This is a genomic window from Gilliamella sp. Nev3-1 (assembly GCF_001690435.1).
Classification (GTDB): Bacteria; Pseudomonadota; Gammaproteobacteria; order Enterobacterales; family Orbaceae; genus Gilliamella; species Gilliamella apicola_C.
The window spans coordinates 1-16,996 of sequence record NZ_LZHN01000016.1 but is presented as its reverse complement, the minus strand read 5'-3'; the positions used below and the strand labels follow the sequence as shown (position 1 = coordinate 16,996).

17 protein-coding genes are annotated in these 16,996 nt (G+C 35.7%); 7 read left to right on the top strand and 10 right to left on the bottom strand.

Going from position 1 to position 16,996, the window contains the following annotated elements:
• Positions 1-63 precede the first annotated feature (63 nt).
• A complete protein-coding gene (locus A9G40_RS03310; RefSeq protein WP_176700435.1) occupies positions 64-768 on the bottom strand; it encodes a lipopolysaccharide core heptose(II) kinase RfaY in 705 nt (234 codons plus the stop codon).
• A gap of 186 nt (positions 769-954) precedes the next feature.
• On the opposite strand from A9G40_RS03310, the gene A9G40_RS03305 reads away from it, so the two are divergent.
• Positions 955-1,251: a GIY-YIG nuclease family protein gene (locus A9G40_RS03305; protein WP_065581886.1), complete on the top strand. Its 297-nt coding sequence runs from the start codon at positions 955-957 to the stop codon at positions 1,249-1,251.
• A gap of 65 nt (positions 1,252-1,316) precedes the next feature.
• Here A9G40_RS03305 and A9G40_RS03300 read toward each other — a convergent pair whose 3' ends face one another.
• The 3 genes from A9G40_RS03300 to A9G40_RS03290 form a co-directional block, all read right to left on the bottom strand.
• Positions 1,317-2,303 (bottom strand): serine/threonine protein kinase, encoded by a 987-nt coding sequence (locus A9G40_RS03300; RefSeq protein WP_065581906.1) that lies wholly within the window; start codon positions 2,301-2,303, stop codon positions 1,317-1,319.
• 13 nt (positions 2,304-2,316) lie between these two features.
• The gene (gene yihA / locus A9G40_RS03295) at positions 2,317-2,919 is read right to left on the bottom strand and encodes a ribosome biogenesis GTP-binding protein YihA/YsxC (RefSeq protein WP_141671989.1); all 603 of its coding nucleotides are present in this window, start codon (positions 2,917-2,919) and stop codon (positions 2,317-2,319) included.
• A gap of 75 nt (positions 2,920-2,994) precedes the next feature.
• Entirely contained in the window at positions 2,995-4,206 is a 1,212-nt protein-coding gene (locus tag A9G40_RS03290; protein WP_065581884.1) for an aspartate aminotransferase family protein, read from the bottom strand.
• A 213-nt stretch (positions 4,207-4,419) separates the two neighbouring features.
• On the opposite strand from A9G40_RS03290, the gene A9G40_RS03285 reads away from it, so the two are divergent.
• The 4 genes from A9G40_RS03285 (at position 4,420) to A9G40_RS03270 (ending at position 8,533) form a co-directional block, all read left to right on the top strand.
• Entirely contained in the window at positions 4,420-4,689 is a 270-nt protein-coding gene (locus A9G40_RS03285; protein WP_065566538.1) for an oxidative damage protection protein, read from the top strand.
• Positions 4,690-4,697: 8 nt separating this feature from the next.
• On the top strand, positions 4,698-5,762 hold the full coding sequence (gene mltC, locus A9G40_RS03280) for a membrane-bound lytic murein transglycosylase MltC (protein ID WP_065581883.1): 1,065 nt from the start codon (positions 4,698-4,700) through the stop codon (positions 5,760-5,762).
• Between the two features lie 711 nt (positions 5,763-6,473).
• Positions 6,474-7,682, top strand: coding sequence for a murein hydrolase activator EnvC (envC, locus tag A9G40_RS03275; protein WP_065581882.1), 1,209 nt, complete (start codon positions 6,474-6,476; stop codon positions 7,680-7,682).
• Positions 7,670-8,533 (top strand): divergent polysaccharide deacetylase family protein, encoded by an 864-nt coding sequence (locus A9G40_RS03270; RefSeq protein ID WP_065581881.1) that lies wholly within the window; start codon positions 7,670-7,672, stop codon positions 8,531-8,533. The genes envC and A9G40_RS03270 overlap by 13 nt, the downstream gene beginning before the upstream one ends.
• Here the strand turns inward: A9G40_RS03270 and rapZ are convergent, their stop codons facing one another.
• The 4 genes from rapZ to dsbB form a co-directional block, all read right to left on the bottom strand.
• Complete coding sequence (gene rapZ / locus A9G40_RS03265; RefSeq protein ID WP_065581880.1) at positions 8,534-9,385, bottom strand: RNase adapter RapZ; 852 nt, start codon at positions 9,383-9,385, stop codon at positions 8,534-8,536.
• Positions 9,386-9,473: 88 nt separating this feature from the next.
• Positions 9,474-10,070, bottom strand: a complete 597-nt coding sequence (locus A9G40_RS03260) for an XTP/dITP diphosphatase (RefSeq protein WP_065581879.1) — start codon at positions 10,068-10,070, stop codon at positions 9,474-9,476.
• An 83-nt stretch (positions 10,071-10,153) separates the two neighbouring features.
• A complete protein-coding gene (rluA, locus tag A9G40_RS03255; protein ID WP_065581878.1) occupies positions 10,154-10,810 on the bottom strand; it encodes a bifunctional tRNA pseudouridine(32) synthase/23S rRNA pseudouridine(746) synthase RluA in 657 nt (218 codons plus the stop codon).
• Positions 10,811-10,889: 79 nt separating this feature from the next.
• Positions 10,890-11,423, bottom strand: coding sequence for a disulfide bond formation protein DsbB (gene dsbB, locus A9G40_RS03250; protein WP_065579768.1), 534 nt, complete (start codon positions 11,421-11,423; stop codon positions 10,890-10,892).
• A 147-nt stretch (positions 11,424-11,570) separates the two neighbouring features.
• On the opposite strand from dsbB, the gene rluC reads away from it, so the two are divergent.
• Together rluC and A9G40_RS03240 are read left to right on the top strand one after the other, a co-directional pair.
• The gene (gene rluC / locus A9G40_RS03245) at positions 11,571-12,554 is read left to right on the top strand and encodes a 23S rRNA pseudouridine(955/2504/2580) synthase RluC (protein ID WP_065581877.1); all 984 of its coding nucleotides are present in this window, start codon (positions 11,571-11,573) and stop codon (positions 12,552-12,554) included.
• Between the two features lie 23 nt (positions 12,555-12,577).
• Complete coding sequence (locus tag A9G40_RS03240; protein ID WP_065581876.1) at positions 12,578-13,234, top strand: histidine phosphatase family protein; 657 nt, start codon at positions 12,578-12,580, stop codon at positions 13,232-13,234.
• A 74-nt stretch (positions 13,235-13,308) separates the two neighbouring features.
• Here the strand turns inward: A9G40_RS03240 and A9G40_RS03235 are convergent, their stop codons facing one another.
• Both A9G40_RS03235 and proS read right to left on the bottom strand, forming a co-directional pair.
• Complete coding sequence (locus A9G40_RS03235) at positions 13,309-14,760, bottom strand: beta-barrel assembly-enhancing protease (protein ID WP_065581875.1); 1,452 nt, start codon at positions 14,758-14,760, stop codon at positions 13,309-13,311.
• A gap of 294 nt (positions 14,761-15,054) precedes the next feature.
• Positions 15,055-16,776, bottom strand: a complete 1,722-nt coding sequence (gene proS / locus A9G40_RS03230; RefSeq protein ID WP_065581874.1) for a proline--tRNA ligase — start codon at positions 16,774-16,776, stop codon at positions 15,055-15,057.
• Between the last annotated feature and the right edge of the window lie 220 nt (positions 16,777-16,996).

Below are 16,996 nucleotides of genomic sequence, written 5' to 3'. Positions count from 1 at the left end.
TAACGTTTGATATCCGCATTAATTATCATTGTGAGTAATCCATTCCTCACAATGATTAGATGATTAATCTTCTTTACCACGGATTTTACGGGATAATCGTTTAAAACCATGAGTAAACTTTTTAATCGTCATAGCCCAAAAAGGCACCTTAATTATGATATTAAACCGTTCTTTTAATTCAATTGCATCATTGGCCTTAGTTAACCAAATAAATCCTGAATTAGTTAAATCAATGGCTTTGATTTTTCCTTCAGGCGTTAAAATAAAATTTCCACCATGCACATCATTAGAAACTAGATTATAACTGTGCAGCTTTTCTATGCACTCTTTTACTTGATCGCCATACTCTTTCATTTCTTCCCATTTTAAAGAGCGACCTTCAATGAAGTTAAAAATCATATAATGGCGGTTGGTTTTTTGGTCAAAAGCAACCAAATAAAGTTCATAAGCAATATCACATTTATCAAGCGATATTTTGGCGAGTTTACGAATTAAATTGAAATAAAAATCACCTGTAATTTTGGCTATCAAACGACGCTCTAAACGATGCTCAACGCCACCGTCAATTTTAAAAATAAATTTGTCTTGCTTATGATTGATTAGATAAGTATATCGTTCAATTTTATCGCTTGGATCCAGTAACTCATGATGCCCTTCTTCTGCCAAAAATTGGTCAAAAAGCTCTAAATAATTGATTTCATCATTTTGCACGTAAGCGAATTTTAAATTGCCGCGTTGAACCTCAATAATTTTTGCAAAGTTATTCAAATTTATTATCCCAAAATACATCAAAAAATTTAGCTTATCTTAAACATTATCCGCGTTAAAGTAAATGGAACAGTAATGGGGATTCAGCAACATAGATTAATAACAACGATTTAGAATAATACATATTTGTTACTTAATAAAAAATGATATTATGGTGAAATTGTTTATTTATATTGCTGGCTATCTATGGCTAATAACGCTTCCCAATGGTTTTTATACATTATTAGAACAGCAAAACAATCACTTTATACTGGCATTACGACAGATATTACAAGGCGTTTTGAGCAACATAAAAATGGCAAAGGTTCTAAATATTTAAAAGCGCATCAAGATCTTAGCATTGTTTATCAAATTAGCGTAGGTGATAAATCCACAGCGCTAAAAATTGAGTATCGAATAAAACAGCTTTCTAAACAAAAAAAAGAGTGGTTAATTTTGCAGCAACCTAATTTTGAACAGTTATTGCAATCCCTTTCACTATAACGTAATAGAGTGTAATAAATTAAGTTTTCATAATATCAACCAAGCTTTTTATTTAATTTTTAGCCTTATATCATTGGCGCTAATTGTAGTGGTGGTGATTTGATAGCAGTAATTTGCTGTTTAAATTCAGTTAATTGCTGGTTCCAAAAATCATCATCAGTGAACCATGGAAAGGCGATTGGAAAAGCAGGATCTTGCCAACGCGCTATAACCCATGCTAAATGGTGAATCATTCTCATTGCTCTCAAAGGTTCAATAAGTTTTAACTGATGGTTATCAAAATGATAAAACTCTTGATACATCTCAATTAGCATATCTAATTGCAGACGTTGCTGTTTATGATCGCCATGTAGTAACATCCATAGATCTTGGATTGCAGGTCCATTGCGTGAATCATCAAAATCAACAAACATCGCATTATCACGCCATAAAATATTGCCAGCATGGCAATCAGCATGTAAACGAATAGGTTGCCAATCATTGTGCCAATATTGTTCAACAGCTTTAATTAATTGCGCTAAAATTATTTTAAGATCGGATTGAACTTTATTGGGAATAAAGCGACAAGATAACAAAACCTCTTGTGGATGATAAAGATATTCCTCTAACCCGATAGTTGGGCGGTATGAAAAAGATTGTTTTGCACCTATTTGATGAATACGCCCGAGCAACATAGCAACAGACTCCATCTGTTCAATATTATCTATTTCATATTGCCGCCCGCCCATGCTTGGAAATAGGGAAAACAGGTAACCGTGGTATTCATGTAGCGTCGTATTATTAAATGTTAATGGCGTAATAACAGGAATTTCCGCATCGAATAACTGCTGGGTAAACTGATGTTCTTCAAGAATCTGAGCTCGATTCCAGCGATGAGGACGATAAAATTTAACAACATAACGGGTGTGATCTTCATCATGAAATTGGTAGACTCGGTTTTCATAACTATTTAAGGCGGTAAGTCCTGAATCAAGACGAATCCCGATGGACCCCAAACTATCAACAATCAAATCAGGCGATAACGAGTTATATGAAAAAGGGGTATTATCCATTAAACTGTTACCTTTACTGTTGGCTAAACCATTCATCTAATTTTTGTTTTAAAGGCTCTAATCCCATGCGCTTAGGCGAGGAAAATGGCGCAACGATAATATCCCCTTGAAAAGGCAAAATGGCTTCTTTAACCATGTTAACTTGTTTTTTTTGTGCTCCAGAAGCAAGTTTATCGGCCTTAGTAAGTAATAACATGACAGAAATATTAACTGAAACCGCCCATTGAATCATCTGTTGGTCTAAATCTTTTAACGGATGCCTTATATCCATTAGAACAACTAACCCTTTCAGGCTTTCACGTTTTTGTAGATATTCCCCTAAAGATTTTTGCCATTTACGTTTTATGGCTTCGGGAACTTGTGCATAACCATAACCTGGCAAATCAACTAAACGGCAATTTTCTTCAACCTCAAAAAGATTAATTAACTGAGTTCTTCCCGGTGTTTTACTTGTTCTGGCTAGCGTTTTTTGATTGGTTAATGTGTTAAGTGCACTGGATTTACCCGCATTAGATCTGCCAGCAAATGCCACCTCAACACCACTATCACTTGGTAAATGAGAAATATCAGGCGCGCTTAAAATAAAATGAGTTTTTGCGTAATTTAATGGTCGAATTGTTGTCATAAAAAAATACCTTTAAGCGCATAACGGCACTTAATTGATTAAAATGCCGTTACTGTATAGAAAAACTCAAGCATTGACAACTTTTTCGACTGCTTTTGTCAAACGTGCCATCCCTTCTTTTATCTCATCTTCGGATATAATCAGCGATGGGGTAAAACGTAACACATTTGAGCCTGCATTTAAAATCATCACTTTAAACTCGGCCGCAACATTTAACAAATCACGGGCTTTATTATGAAATTCAGGTTGTAATTCAGCACCTAATAATAAGCCTTTGCCTCGATATTCTCGGAACAATTTGAATTTATCATTGATTTGCTCAAGTTCTTTAATAAATAAAGCTCGTCGAATTTGCACGCCTTCAAGCACTTCAGGAGAATTGATAATATCAAATGCTTCACAGGCCACAGCGCAGGCCAAAGGGTTACCGCCATAAGTTGTACCATGTACGCCAGGATGCATAACAGAAGCAATTTCATTCGTTGTTAACATAGCACTAATTGGAAACCCACCACCTAATGCCTTAGCAGAGGTTAAAATATCAGGTTTTACATCATATTGCTGGTAAGTATATAAACGCCCTGTTCTCCCCATACCACATTGGACTTCATCAAATACAAGTAGCGCTTGATATTCATCACACAGCTTGCGTACCCCTTGTAAAAATTCAGGTGTTGCTGAGGCTAAACCTCCTTCACCTTGTACGGGCTCTAAAACAACAGCACAAGTATGGTCATCCATTACAGCCTTAACAGCATCCAAATCATTAAAAGGCACATGAATAATATCAGCAGGTTTTGGACCAAAGCCATCAGAATATTTAGCTTGCCCGCCAACCGACACAGTAAAAAATGTACGTCCATGAAATGATTGATAAAAGGCAATAATCTTAGTTTTATAAGGATTGTATTTTTGTATTGCGTAATAACGCGCTAATTTAAACGCTGCTTCATTAGCTTCTGCGCCTGAATTTGCAAAAAAAACACGATCAGCAAATGTATTATCAATCAGTTTTTGCGCCAACTTTAACGAGGGCTCATTAGTAAAAACATTACTCACATGCCATAGTTTTTCACTTTGCGCTTGTAGCGCTTTGACTAGTCTTGGATGACAATGCCCCAGCGCATTTACAGCTATCCCCCCCGCAAAATCAATATATTCTTCACCATGCTGATCCCAAACGCGACTACCGAAACCTTTTACAGGGATAAAATTTGCTGGTGCATAAACAGGTAAAATAACTTTATCGAATAGTTCACGGGTCATTTTTGGCTGCATGATTGAATCCTCATTTATTGTTATTAAAGTAGTTTATGTCATTTTAAGTGAATTAATCGCGGTGTAAAGTAAATAATTATTCATTTATTTTATATTAATATTCATTTAATGACGATTTTAATTTAAAACTTCTACAATTATTTTCTTCTTATCTACAATTATTTTCAGGTATAATCAGCCATCGTTTGCTAATTGTACTTAAAAGAGATAAAAATGAGTCGTGTTATTTATTGCCATTATTTAAAAAAGGAAGCAGAAGGTTTAGATTTTCAACTATACCCAGGAGAGCTTGGCAAACGTATTTTTAATGAAATATCCAAACAAGCATGGCAAGAATGGCTTAAAAAACAAACTATGCTAATTAACGAACATAAACTCAATATGATGAATTCTGAACACCGCAAAAAAATTGAAGCAGAAATGGTCAAGTTTCTATTTGAAGGCGGAGAGATTCTGATTGATGGATATAAACCCCAAAATTGAGATGCAAAATGAAAAAAAACAAAAAAATCATTGCGTTATTTATTATCACAAGCCTTTTAACTGGTTGTCCGAGCAAAAAATCGAATAATAACGATTATTACGCTAAAGATACTAATGCTTTCAATATTTTAATTAGCCAGTATGCCAATAACATTGAACAAATCTGGGGGCCAAAAGAAGTCCTTATTGCGGGTCCTAAAGACTATGTTCAATATGAAGATAATCTGCAAACACGTGTTCATATTAACTTTGTTTCGGGGGTGATCACAATCGAAACGCTGTCTGATTCACCAATAAGTAATTTGAAAGAAGCGATAGTTTCAACATTACTGATGTCAGAGCCCGTCGATATTATTCGTCGTGATAAAATTAGCCGAGATTTATCCCAAGATCCATTTTTATACAATCAGGTATTAGATCAAGAGCACCAACCTATCCGTTGGAGTGGTAGAGCCAACAGCTTTGCTGATTATGTATTAGCGAATAATTTGAAACAGCGCAAATCAGGCTCACATCAAATTACTTATGTTGAAATTAAACTGGTTCCTAACCATATCAATCAACGAGCACGAAAATTTTTACCACTTGTCTCTGAAGCGTCTAATCGCCATTTGATTGATGAACGTTTGATTCTAGCAATTATGGAAGTTGAATCAGCATTTAACCCATATGCTGTTAGCCGCACTGATGCACTAGGACTCATGCAAGTACAACAACATACCGCTGGTCGTGATATTTTTAAATTACGTGGCAAATCAGGAGAGCCAAGTCGAAAATTCTTACTTGATCCTCGTAATAACGTTGACATGGGAACGGCCTATTTATCCTTGCTAAAAACCAAATATCTAGCAGGAATTAATAACCCAACATCATTGCGATATGCCATGATTACATCCTATAACGGTGGGGCTGGTAGTGTATTGTCTACTTTTGATAAAGATCGCAACAAAGCTATCCGTATTATAAACTCAATGACACCACAACAAGTTTATCAAAAATTAGTCACCTCTCATGTTTCTCAAGAATCACGTAATTATCTGATCAAGGTCAGCAGGATTTTAGAAAACAAATAAACACAATAGCATTCCCTCTTTACACGTGAGCAATTTATACGTAAACAATAAAGAGGGGGGCTTAATGCTAAAAATACCAAACGCCCCCAAAACAAGGTATTTTAGATCTTAAAAACACTTCAGAAAACGCATTGATTTTATTGAAGTTTTTATTTTTATAAAAATCAATATTTTTACCCCAAAGGCTAACGCTGCGCCTTATTCGGCGTTAGAATGTGCTATCGACTGAACAAGATGCAGTTTTTTCAGAAACAATTCAGTGCCGTTGTCTTAAAACTCAGCAACAGAGCCGGATAGCCATAAGCTATATTCTACAACCATACGCACCGTGCTGGTTTTCGCCCTCTCCTGCTCGAACGTTATCATCAACCGTTAATTTTATTTGCAAACGGTAAAACCCTTAAAATAAAGCTATTGCAAAAAAACATGCCAAAAAAGCAAAAAAAATAGTTAAAAAATAACGTAAAATCAGTTAATTACCATAAAAAACAAAATAAAAACTTTAATAAAATCAATGGCTTTTCTGAACTATTTTTAAGCGGGTATGCTTATTTTTAAAATAACTAAGGTTGCGATACGGTTAATCACCGATAAACACTTCATATAAAAAGATAATAATTTGATAGGTTGTTTTCGTTTTGCATCTTTGCCTATTTATCGGTATAGTGACACCATTTTTATTGCTTGGTTATAAATCATAAAGACAATTTCATGTCTATTTATCAAAAATTTGTTATTATTGTTATTGTTGGAATGTTACAGATTCATTATTTGTATGCGGACGATAATAAGCAACTGCAATCTTTACGCCACTCTATTGAGGAGCAAGAAAAGCGTTTAGCCCAGCAAAAAAAAGAACGGTCAAAGCTTGTTAATGCACTTAAAGAGCAAGAAACCGAAATAGCTAAACTATTAACTTCTGTTGAAAAAAATGATTTATCACTGAGAAAGCTCAATCAAGAGATTAATAGTTTAGTTAAGCAAATTGAGCAATTAACGATAAAACAAAAACAGCAACGGAGCGTATTAGCCAAACAACTTGAGAGTGCTTTTAAACTGGGTAATATGACAGGGTTAGAACTGATTTTTTCCGGCGAGAAAAGTGAGCGTAATAATCGTATAATGACTTACTATGCTTATATTAATGAAGCAAGGCAACAGCAAATCCAAGCTCTTGAAGATACGCAAGCTCAATTGACTGAAAAGCGTGCGCAATTAGAAAAAAAACAATCTTCGCATAAAACATTACAAAGCAAGCAGAAAGAGCAACAAGCAGAACTTGAAAAAAATCGCGAAAATCGACAAAGCACGATAACCGATCTTGATTCAGCAATGCAAGTTAATCAACAAAAATTAATGGATTTGCGTAATAATGAAGCTAAGTTACAAGCTAAAATTGCCCAAGCGAAGCAAGAAAGCAAACGCATAGCAGAAGAAGAAATAAAACAAGCAAAAAATATTGAAGAAAAACAAAAAAATAAAAGTTACATCCCGAATCCTGACGAGCAAGCTTTAATGGCGCGTGTGAGTGGTATAGGAAAACCTCAACACCAATTTAATTGGCCAGTTAGCGGTAGTGTTGCGCATAGGTTTGGTGAGCGACTACAAGGGGAATTGTATTGGAAAGGAATGGTGATTAATGCTAAAGATGGTACTCAAGTTAAAGCCATTGCTGATGGTCGAGTTATTTTAGCCAGTTGGCTACAAGGTTATGGTTTTGTTGTAGCACTTGAGCATGGTAAAGGTGATATGAGTTTATATGGTTATAATCAACGCATGTTAGTTGAGGTGGGCGATAGGATCCTCCATGGGCAAGCTATAGCGCTGGTAGGATCCAGTGGCGGTCAACGCACCCCAGCGTTATATTTTGAAATTCGCCGTGATGGTAAGGCGCTTGATCCAAGTGGATGGTTAAAATAGTGCGTTGTTTTATAACAATTTTAATTATAATTGTATTTGCGCTAAATACACATTGTGTTTGGGCGGCTAAGCTTGCACTTGTTATTGATGATTTTGGTTACCGTCAGCATAATGAAGAGCAAGTTATTAGGCTTTCACCTAATATCACTGTAGCTGTGTTACCTAACTCACCAAATGCTGCGCGTATGGCTAATATTGCTCACCAACATGGTAATGATGTAATAATTCATTTACCTATGGCACCACTTAGCAAACAGCGACTAGAAAAAGACACTTTATTTCCATCAATGGACGAAGCGCAAATAAGTCGGATTGTAAATAATGCAATTGAGCGTGTGCCACATGCTATTGGTTTTAATAACCATATGGGCAGTTTGATGACAGCAGATCTTAACGGAATGACTAATGTGATGAAGGCATTAAGCCCGCATTCAATGTTTTTTTTAGATAGCAAAACAATTGGCCGAACACAAATAAAAAAGGCTGCCAGTTATTATGATGTTCCAGTGCTAGCGCGTGATGTATTTTTAGATGATGAGCAAACTGAGCGAGCAATTAGCCGGCAATTTGATTTAGCCGTCAAATTAGCGCGTAAAAAAGGCGTTGCTATTGTTATTGGACATCCACATCCACAAACGATTAATGTATTAAAAGCAAAACTTGCTAAGTTACCTGCGGATATTGAATTAGTTAAAGTTGGTAAATTAGTTATATCATCGCCTAATGCAACGCATTATTCCGCCAAATACAAAAGAATACTGAAGAATATTGCGGATAAATGCCAGGATATTGTTGATAAATGCAAAGAACGATTTGAAGAATTATCAAACCTTGCTACTGAGAATGAATAATCACGGTTTCTTTTCTAACGTTCGATGGCGAATTTGTACTTGTTTATTTTGTGCCTTAAAAAATTCAGCTAATTGTTCAACAATAAAGACCGAACGGTGTTGCCCTCCTGTACAGCCAATAGCAATGGTTAGATAACTGCGGTTATTTTTTTCTAACAGCGGTAGCCATTGATTTAAGTAATTAGCAGTTTGATAGATGAAATTTGAGACTTCTTCAGACCTTAATAAATAGTCTTTAACAGGTTTGTCTAATCCTGTTAGTGGACGCAAACTAACTTCCCAATGGGGGTTAGGTAAAAACCTGACATCAAACACAAAATCCGCATCAACAGGTAAACCATGTTTGAAGCCAAATGATTCAAAAATGATCGTTAATTCTCGTTCTTTTTTACCTAAAATACGCGATCTTAATATATCAGATAGTTCATGAACCGAAAGATTATCGGTATTAATAACTAGGCTTGCATGCGATTTTAACGGCTCTAGATATTTTTCTTCTAAATCGATGGCTTCTTCAAGAGAATATTGTTGATTAGTTAATGGGTGCGTACGTCGAGTTTCGCTATAGCGTCGAATTAAGGTATTTGGGCTACAATCAAAAAAAATAATTTCGGGTGTAACTGATGCGGGTAAGCGTTGAAAGATATCACTATTAAAATCAAATTGTTCAGGTAAATTTCGGATATCAATGCTAATAGCAACAGGGGTATTATTGTCTTTTAGTGAATTGGCTAATTGAGGTAATAAAACAACGGGGATATTATCAACACAATAAAATCCCATATCTTCTAGCGCTCGCAAGGCAACGGATTTGCCAGAACCAGAGCGACCACTTACTATCAGTAAAATCACAATATTAACTCCGATACCATTGATGCATTAAGTATATACTGTTTACTTATTAATATGCAATTTCGAGTATACATAATATAGTGAATAATTAATATTCAGTTTTAATTTTACTAATCAATTGTTTTAGTGCTTGACCTCGGTGCGATATTTGGCTTTTCTGTTCTTTGGTTAGTTGCGCCGCTGTACAACCCAATTCAGGCATATAAAAAAGCGGGTCGTAACCAAATCCACCGTCGCCTAGTGCTTCAGTTAAGATTAAACCATGCCATTTTCCTAAGCAGATAATTGGTGTTGGATCATTTTCGTGGCGCATAAACACCAGTGCACAATAAAAGTAGGCTGTACGTTTTTCTTTGGGAACATTGTTTAATGCATCTAATAATTTTTGATTATTGCTTTGATCATTACCGTGTTCACCAGCATAACGCGCAGAATAAATTCCTGGTTGACCGCCAAGAGCATCTACCGATAAACCAGAGTCATCAGCAATGGACGGCAGTCCTGTTAATTTAGCGGTATGCCGTGCTTTTAAAATAGCGTTTTCAATAAATGTTAAACCTGTTTCGTTAGCATCAGGTACATTAAATTGGCTTTGTGCAACAATATCAAAACCGGCATCAGTGAGTAACCGTTGCAATTCATTGACCTTGCCTTGATTATTGGTTGCTAACACAATTTTTTGCATTTTGACTTCCTTTATATTACTTGTTTATTCATTATTGGCTTGAGCTGGTTATAGCCCACACTTGCTAATTTTATGTTGAATTTTTAAAAATCAGGTTCGCAACTAAATGTCATACTTTCACCTGTTTTAGGGTGATTAATCGTCAACAATTGAGCGTGTAATAGCAGCCTTTTTGACATCGCAAAAGCATCAGGATGAGCATAGAATTTATCACCTAAAATGGGATGGCCGATGGCTTGCATGTGAACACGTAATTGGTGCGACCTGCCTGTAAATGGGAATAATTTTATGCGAGTTGTGTTGTCTGGATTTCTGGATATCACTTGATATTCAGTTAGCGCAGGTTTGCCATTTTCTAAATCAACCATTTGCCTTGGGCGATTAGGCCAATCACAAATTAATGGTAACTCAACACGGCCAATATCTTGCTCAAGATGCCCATGTACGACCGCGATATAAATTTTTTTAGGGATACGTTCTCGAAACTGTTTTTTTATTTCGCGATCAGCTAATTTTGACAGTGCGGCAACCATAATACCACTGGTTGCCATATCAAGCCGGTGAACGGATTCGACATAGCTATATTTTTGTTGCAAACGATGAATAATGCTATCAATAAATTGTGGTTTATTGCCTGAAACTGACAAAATACCGGGTTGTTTATTGACAACCACGATATGGTCATCTTGATATAAAATGGACAGCCAAGGTTCGATAGGCGGGTGATATTCTAAAAGCATTTATATGTGACAATTCGTAAAATAAAATTGCCACACATTCTAACAAACTCAACAAAAAGTGCCAGTTTTATAAATAAAGTTACTTATTCCAAATTGAACCTTTTGGCGATGGAAATATCTGTGAAATTAATACAGCTAAACCAAAAATCAGGTAACAAGCAAAAATAATAATCATCCATTGTGACATTTCAATAGTTAAAAATGTCCAAATTTTATCGGCACAAGAGCCATAAGCTTTAAACATGCTAGGAAGCAACGAGTCTAAGGGGAACCACGAAGGGAATTGAGCGTTAATCGAACAAGTATCACTTAAATTAGGTTCAAATTGTAAATGGGCATGAAATGTTGCTAGCAAAAAGCCTTTATAGGCGCTAACCATCCAAATTAAAATACCGATTAATCGAACAATAATGTTACGAGGAGCAATGAGCCCAACAATGCTAGCTAGCATAATGCCCAAAATAGCACAACGTTGGTAAATACAGAGTGTACAAGGTGCAAGCCCTAAGCTATGTTGAAAATAAAGTGCGGTTATTTCAAAAGCAAGCGTGGAAAAGAACAATAAGAACCAAGCAAATCTACCTTTTGAGTATTGATTAAGCAGTGATAACATACTATTTTATTCCTCCATATTCCGTTATAATCTTTCTTCTTTAATTATACTGAATATAATCTATCTTATTTTTTAATTACGATAGTGTAGTTTATTTTTGAATAATGTAAATGACTTTATCTATAGATGGCGGGTTAATCATTTCTTATGGACTCAATTGTTCCACAACCAAAATTACAAGTCTCATTTGTTACTATTTCAGAGGAAAATGCGACGCAGCGAATTGATAACTTTTTAATCACCTATTTAAAAGGTGTGCCCAAAAGTATGATTTATCGCATTTTAAGAAAAGGTGAAGTGCGTGTTAATAAAAAACGGATCAAACCTGAATATAAATTAAATATTGGCGATGAAATTCGTATCCCACCGGTTCGAATGACAGAAAAAGCCATGCCAGAAATTTCAACCAAGCTAAATAAAGTCGCCGATTTAGAAAAAGCGATTATCTATGAAGATGATGTCTTATTGGCGATTAACAAACCATCCGGTATTGCCGTACATGGTGGCAGTGGTTTAAGTTTTGGGTTAATTGAAGCATTACGAGCTTTAAGACCTGAAGCAAAGTTTTTAGAACTAGTGCATCGCATTGATCGCGAAACTTCAGGGGTGCTATTAATTGCTAAAAAACGCTCCGCATTAAAATCCTTACACGAACAATTACGCCTTAAACAAATGCAGAAAAACTATTTAGCTTTGGTTAAAGGTAATTGGTCTTCTGACTGCAAAGTCATACAAGCGCCATTGCTCAAAAATGTGTTAAAAAGCGGTGAGCGAGTCGTGAAAGTCGATAAAGACGGTAAGCCATCAGAAACACGTTTTAAAGTTGAAGAGCGGTTTGATTTTGCAACTTTAATAAAAGCAAGCCCCGTTACTGGGCGAACACATCAAATCCGCATTCATACACAATATGCTAACCATCCAATTGCTTTTGATGACCGCTATGGCGATAGACAATTTGATGCATTGTTAGCAGGAACAAAGCTTAATCGATTATTTTTACATGCAGCAAGTGTTAAATTTATTCATCCTAAAAGCTTACAAGAAATGCTATTAAATGCACCGATGGATGATACTTTACAGGCTTGTTTAGCCTATCTTAGAAAAGATAAATATAAGCGAACCGATTCTTAAAATAAACAAGGTAGTAAGTGCGAATGAAAGATATTAATCTATACTTAATTAGACATGGCCAAACGGAATGGAACATTAAAGATCAGATGCAAGGATCTCAAAATTCACCGTTAACCGAACAAGGCATTTTGGGTGCTAAAATAACAGGACAATATTTAAAAGATATTCCTTTTATGCAAGCGTACTCAAGCACACAACAACGTGCGATGGAAACACGCGATTATATTGTTAAAGAAAATAATCTTACTATTCCCACTTTTGAGCTTGCCGATCTGCGTGAAATGGATTTTGGCATTTGGGAAGGTAAACATGTCCCTCAGTTGAAAAAGACGTTTCCTGAATTTACGACCTATTTAACTGATCCAGCTAATTTCGACGCTTCAGTTAATCAAGGTGAAAATTATCTTGATATACTAACGCGTATGAAGCAAGGATTAAACACCATTGTTCAAAACGCGACTCAAGATACGGGTAATATTTTGGTTGTGTCACATGGGACAGTATTACGAATTTTACTTTGTGTGTTAAATGGTGGCGATTGGCGTTTACATCGTGATGAAAATTATTTTCCTCGAATGCTAAATACTAGCATTAGCTTGGTTAATTATAAACAAAGCCATGAGCATGCTGAAGGAGCATTTACGGTAAAATTCTTCAATAATGTAGATCATTTGTCTTAAAAAACAACCTGATTTATCATTTTCTCGACTAATATTATTACAAAAATTAGTCGAGATATGATCATTAAAGCTTATTATCGTTTATAAACAGCATAACGTTTTTGCAACTGTTTTAATTGATTAATTCTTGCATCGATTTTAGAAATCATTGTTTGATTGCCTTTGGTTTGATTTTTCGCATTTTGTAGTAATTGTATTGATTGTTGGAATTGACCTTCTAATGCAAGTAACTCTGCTTTAGCACTCATTTCTTGAGCCCTTGAACGTGATCCACCATAAGCTGTAACAAGTAAATCCCAACCATTAGTATCATCATTATGGTCAAAAGTGTAACGATGCAATAACGTGACGGCTTGTTGGTAATTTCTATTTTTTATATATGCATTAGCAAGATTCAATTGCAAAGCTGAGCTGTCTGGGGCTTTTTTTAATGCGGCTTGTAAGCGAGTAATGGCTGCATCGTTATTGTTGAGCGCCAAATCAATATCAGTCATTAAATCAATATACCAAATATTATTTGGATCGCGGTCTAATAAGGGTTGTAACTGCTGTTTTGCTTTTTGGTTATTACCACTCAAGTTGTCAGCTAATGTGTTACCATAAATAACAGCTGTTTTAGTTTGTTCGTTATTGATCTTTTTGTAATCTTCAAGTAATCGTTTAGCAGCATTTTTATTTTTAGTTATTAAGATTGCTAATCGTGCTTTTGCTAAATAATAATTTAATGATGGCGATACACTTTTTTTACTGTATTGCATTGAGCGATTGCGAATATCCGTTAACCGACTATTGGGTAATGGGTGAGTAAGTAATATTTCAGGCGCTTTACTACTAAAACGGCTTTGATCAGCCAGCTTTTGTAAAAACTCCGATGAAGCATAGGGATCAAACCCTGCTTTGGCAAGCGTTCTTAAACCGACACGATCAGCTTCTTGCTCATTGCTTTGTGTAAAACTAATCATATTTTGAGTTGAACCTGCCATGGTGCTTGTCATCGCGGCCATGCCAGCTTCCGGATTCGCTAATGTTAGCAATAAAGAGCCTAACGTTGCCCCCCAAACATAAGGACTATTTCGACTTTGATTTTCCATCGCTCTGGCTAAATGCCGTTGGGTGACATGACCAATTTCGTGAGCCATAACAGAGGCCAATTGGCTTTCATTATCGGTATCTAATATGAGCTTAGAATGAATGACAACATTTCCACCAAAAAAAGCGAATGCATTAAGTATATCACTTTTCATAATATAGAAATGAAAAGGGGTTTTTACTGATTCTGATTTAGCAACTAATTTTTTACCTAAATCATTAATATATTGGCTTAAAACAGGGTCGTTTATAATTGGAGCATCGGCTCGCAACATTCGTATATAATAATCGCCCATTTCCATTTCTTGGCCAATACTTAATGTTGTAGCAGCAGCGGTACCTATATCGGGTAGGTTAATATTATCAGCATAAACAATGGACGAGCTTTGTAATAATAACGAGGTAGATAGTGCAAATGCGATGGCTTTTTTTAACATTATTTCAACCCATTGATGTAAGATTTTTATTGATTTATTTTAGCCGAAAAAAAGAACAATATCACTTTGAATTTATACTCAACATTTTCTTTGTTAAGTATTTGTGGATGTTTATTTTTGAAAATTAAAAGTAGTTTTGCAAAAAAATCACGTTACGCTAGTCGTTAATTAGTATTGGCTTTATGGCAGCTAAATAATAACAATACAACAGTAATAAGCTAATTACCGTTGTATTGAGGGTAATGATCCCCAATTTTATTATGTTTTATAACTAGTTAGCAAGTTATCTTAATGTTAAGCTAGCTTGCAACGAGTTTTGATAAATTCAATAATATTATCAACTTTTACCATTTCTTTATCGCCACCAGCACGGTGTTTATATTCTACTTCGCCATTATCAAGATTACGCTCACCAATGACAATGGTATGAGGTATACCGATCAATTCAGCATCAGCAAACATGACACCAGGACGTTCTTTACGATCATCAAAAAGCACTTCAATGCCAGCTGCTTGCAGATCTGCGTAAAGTTTTTCGGCTGTCGCTTGCACTTTTTCTGATTTGTGCATATTCATTGGAATGATCACAACACTAAATGGCGCAATAGCTTCTGGCCAAATAATACCTCGATCATCATGGCATTGTTCAATAGCTGCCGCTACAATACGACTAACCCCAATACCATAGCATCCCATAATCATCACATGGTTTTGCCCATCTTCGCCTTGCACTGTCGCTTTCATGGCTTGTGAATATTTTGTGCCAAGTTGGAATATATGCCCAACTTCAATGCCACGTTTGATTTGTAATGTACCTTTGCCATCAGGACTCATATCGCCTTCAACCACATTACGGATATCTTCAATACGTGGTAGGGAAACATCACGCTCCCAATTAATGTTAAAATAGTGTTTGTGATCAATATTAGCTCCTGCGCCAAAATCGCTCATAACAGCAACATCACGATCGATAATAATTGGCATGTTTAAATTAATTGGACCTAATGAACCAGGACCGGCGTTAACTAAAGCACGAATTTCTTCTTCGGTTGCAAATTCAAGGGGTGAAGCAACGATATCAATTTTTTCCGCTTTGATTTCGTTTAAAGTATGATCGCCTCGAACTAATAATGCCACTAACTGATGACCGCTTTCTTTAGTTGCTTTTACCATTAGGGTTTTTACCGTTTTTTCAATTGGCAAATTAAACTGCTGAACTAATTCATCAATCGTTTTTACATTGGGAGTATCAACCAGTTCCATCGCTTTAGTTGGCTCTGCTCGTTGTTGTGTTGGTGATAAAGCTTGCGCCATTTCAATATTAGCGGCATAATCTGATTCCGTTGAGAAAACAATATCATCTTCCCCACTATCAGCTAGCACTTGGAATTCATGAGACCAATTACCACCAATTGAGCCAGTGTCAGCACGTACTGCTCTAAAGTTTAAGCCTGCGCGTGTAAAAATAGCGCTATAGGCTTTATACATATCATCATAAGTTTCTTGTAATGATTCTTGTGAAGTATGGAAAGAATAAGCATCTTTCATAATAAATTCACGCGAACGCATCACCCCAAAGCGAGGACGCACTTCGTCACGGAATTTAGTTTGAATTTGATACACATTAAGAGGTAATTGTTTATATGAGCTAACTTCATTACGCAGTAAATCAGTAATCACTTCTTCATGAGTTGGACCTAATACAAAGTCACGGTCGCCACGATCTTTGATTCGTAATAGCTCAGGTCCATATTGTTCCCAACGACCGCTTTCTTGCCAAATATCAGCAGGCTGTACAACTGGCATTAATACTTCTATTGCGCCAGCTTTATTCATCTCTTCACGGACAATATTTTCTACTTTTTTAAGTACACGGTAACCAGTGGGAAGCCAAGTATATAACCCTGCGGCAACTTTACGGATCATACCTGCACGTAACATTAATTGATGGCTAATGACTTCTGCATCAGCAGGGGTCTCTTTTAACGTAGAAAGAAGATATTTACTGGTTCGCATAAATTTATCCTAGAAAATAATTTATTTAAAAATATATTAAAAAATGCCAATTAGTTTAGCAGTACCTTGCGTAACACTAAAGTAATTTTATTGGTAATTATTGTTAATAAAAAAATTTAATAGTAAATTAACCTGTTATAAATAATAAAATAAAATCAATATGAAGAAATGATAGAGCCTATGTGAATAGAGGATTCTCTATGTTATTATCTTGGCGAAT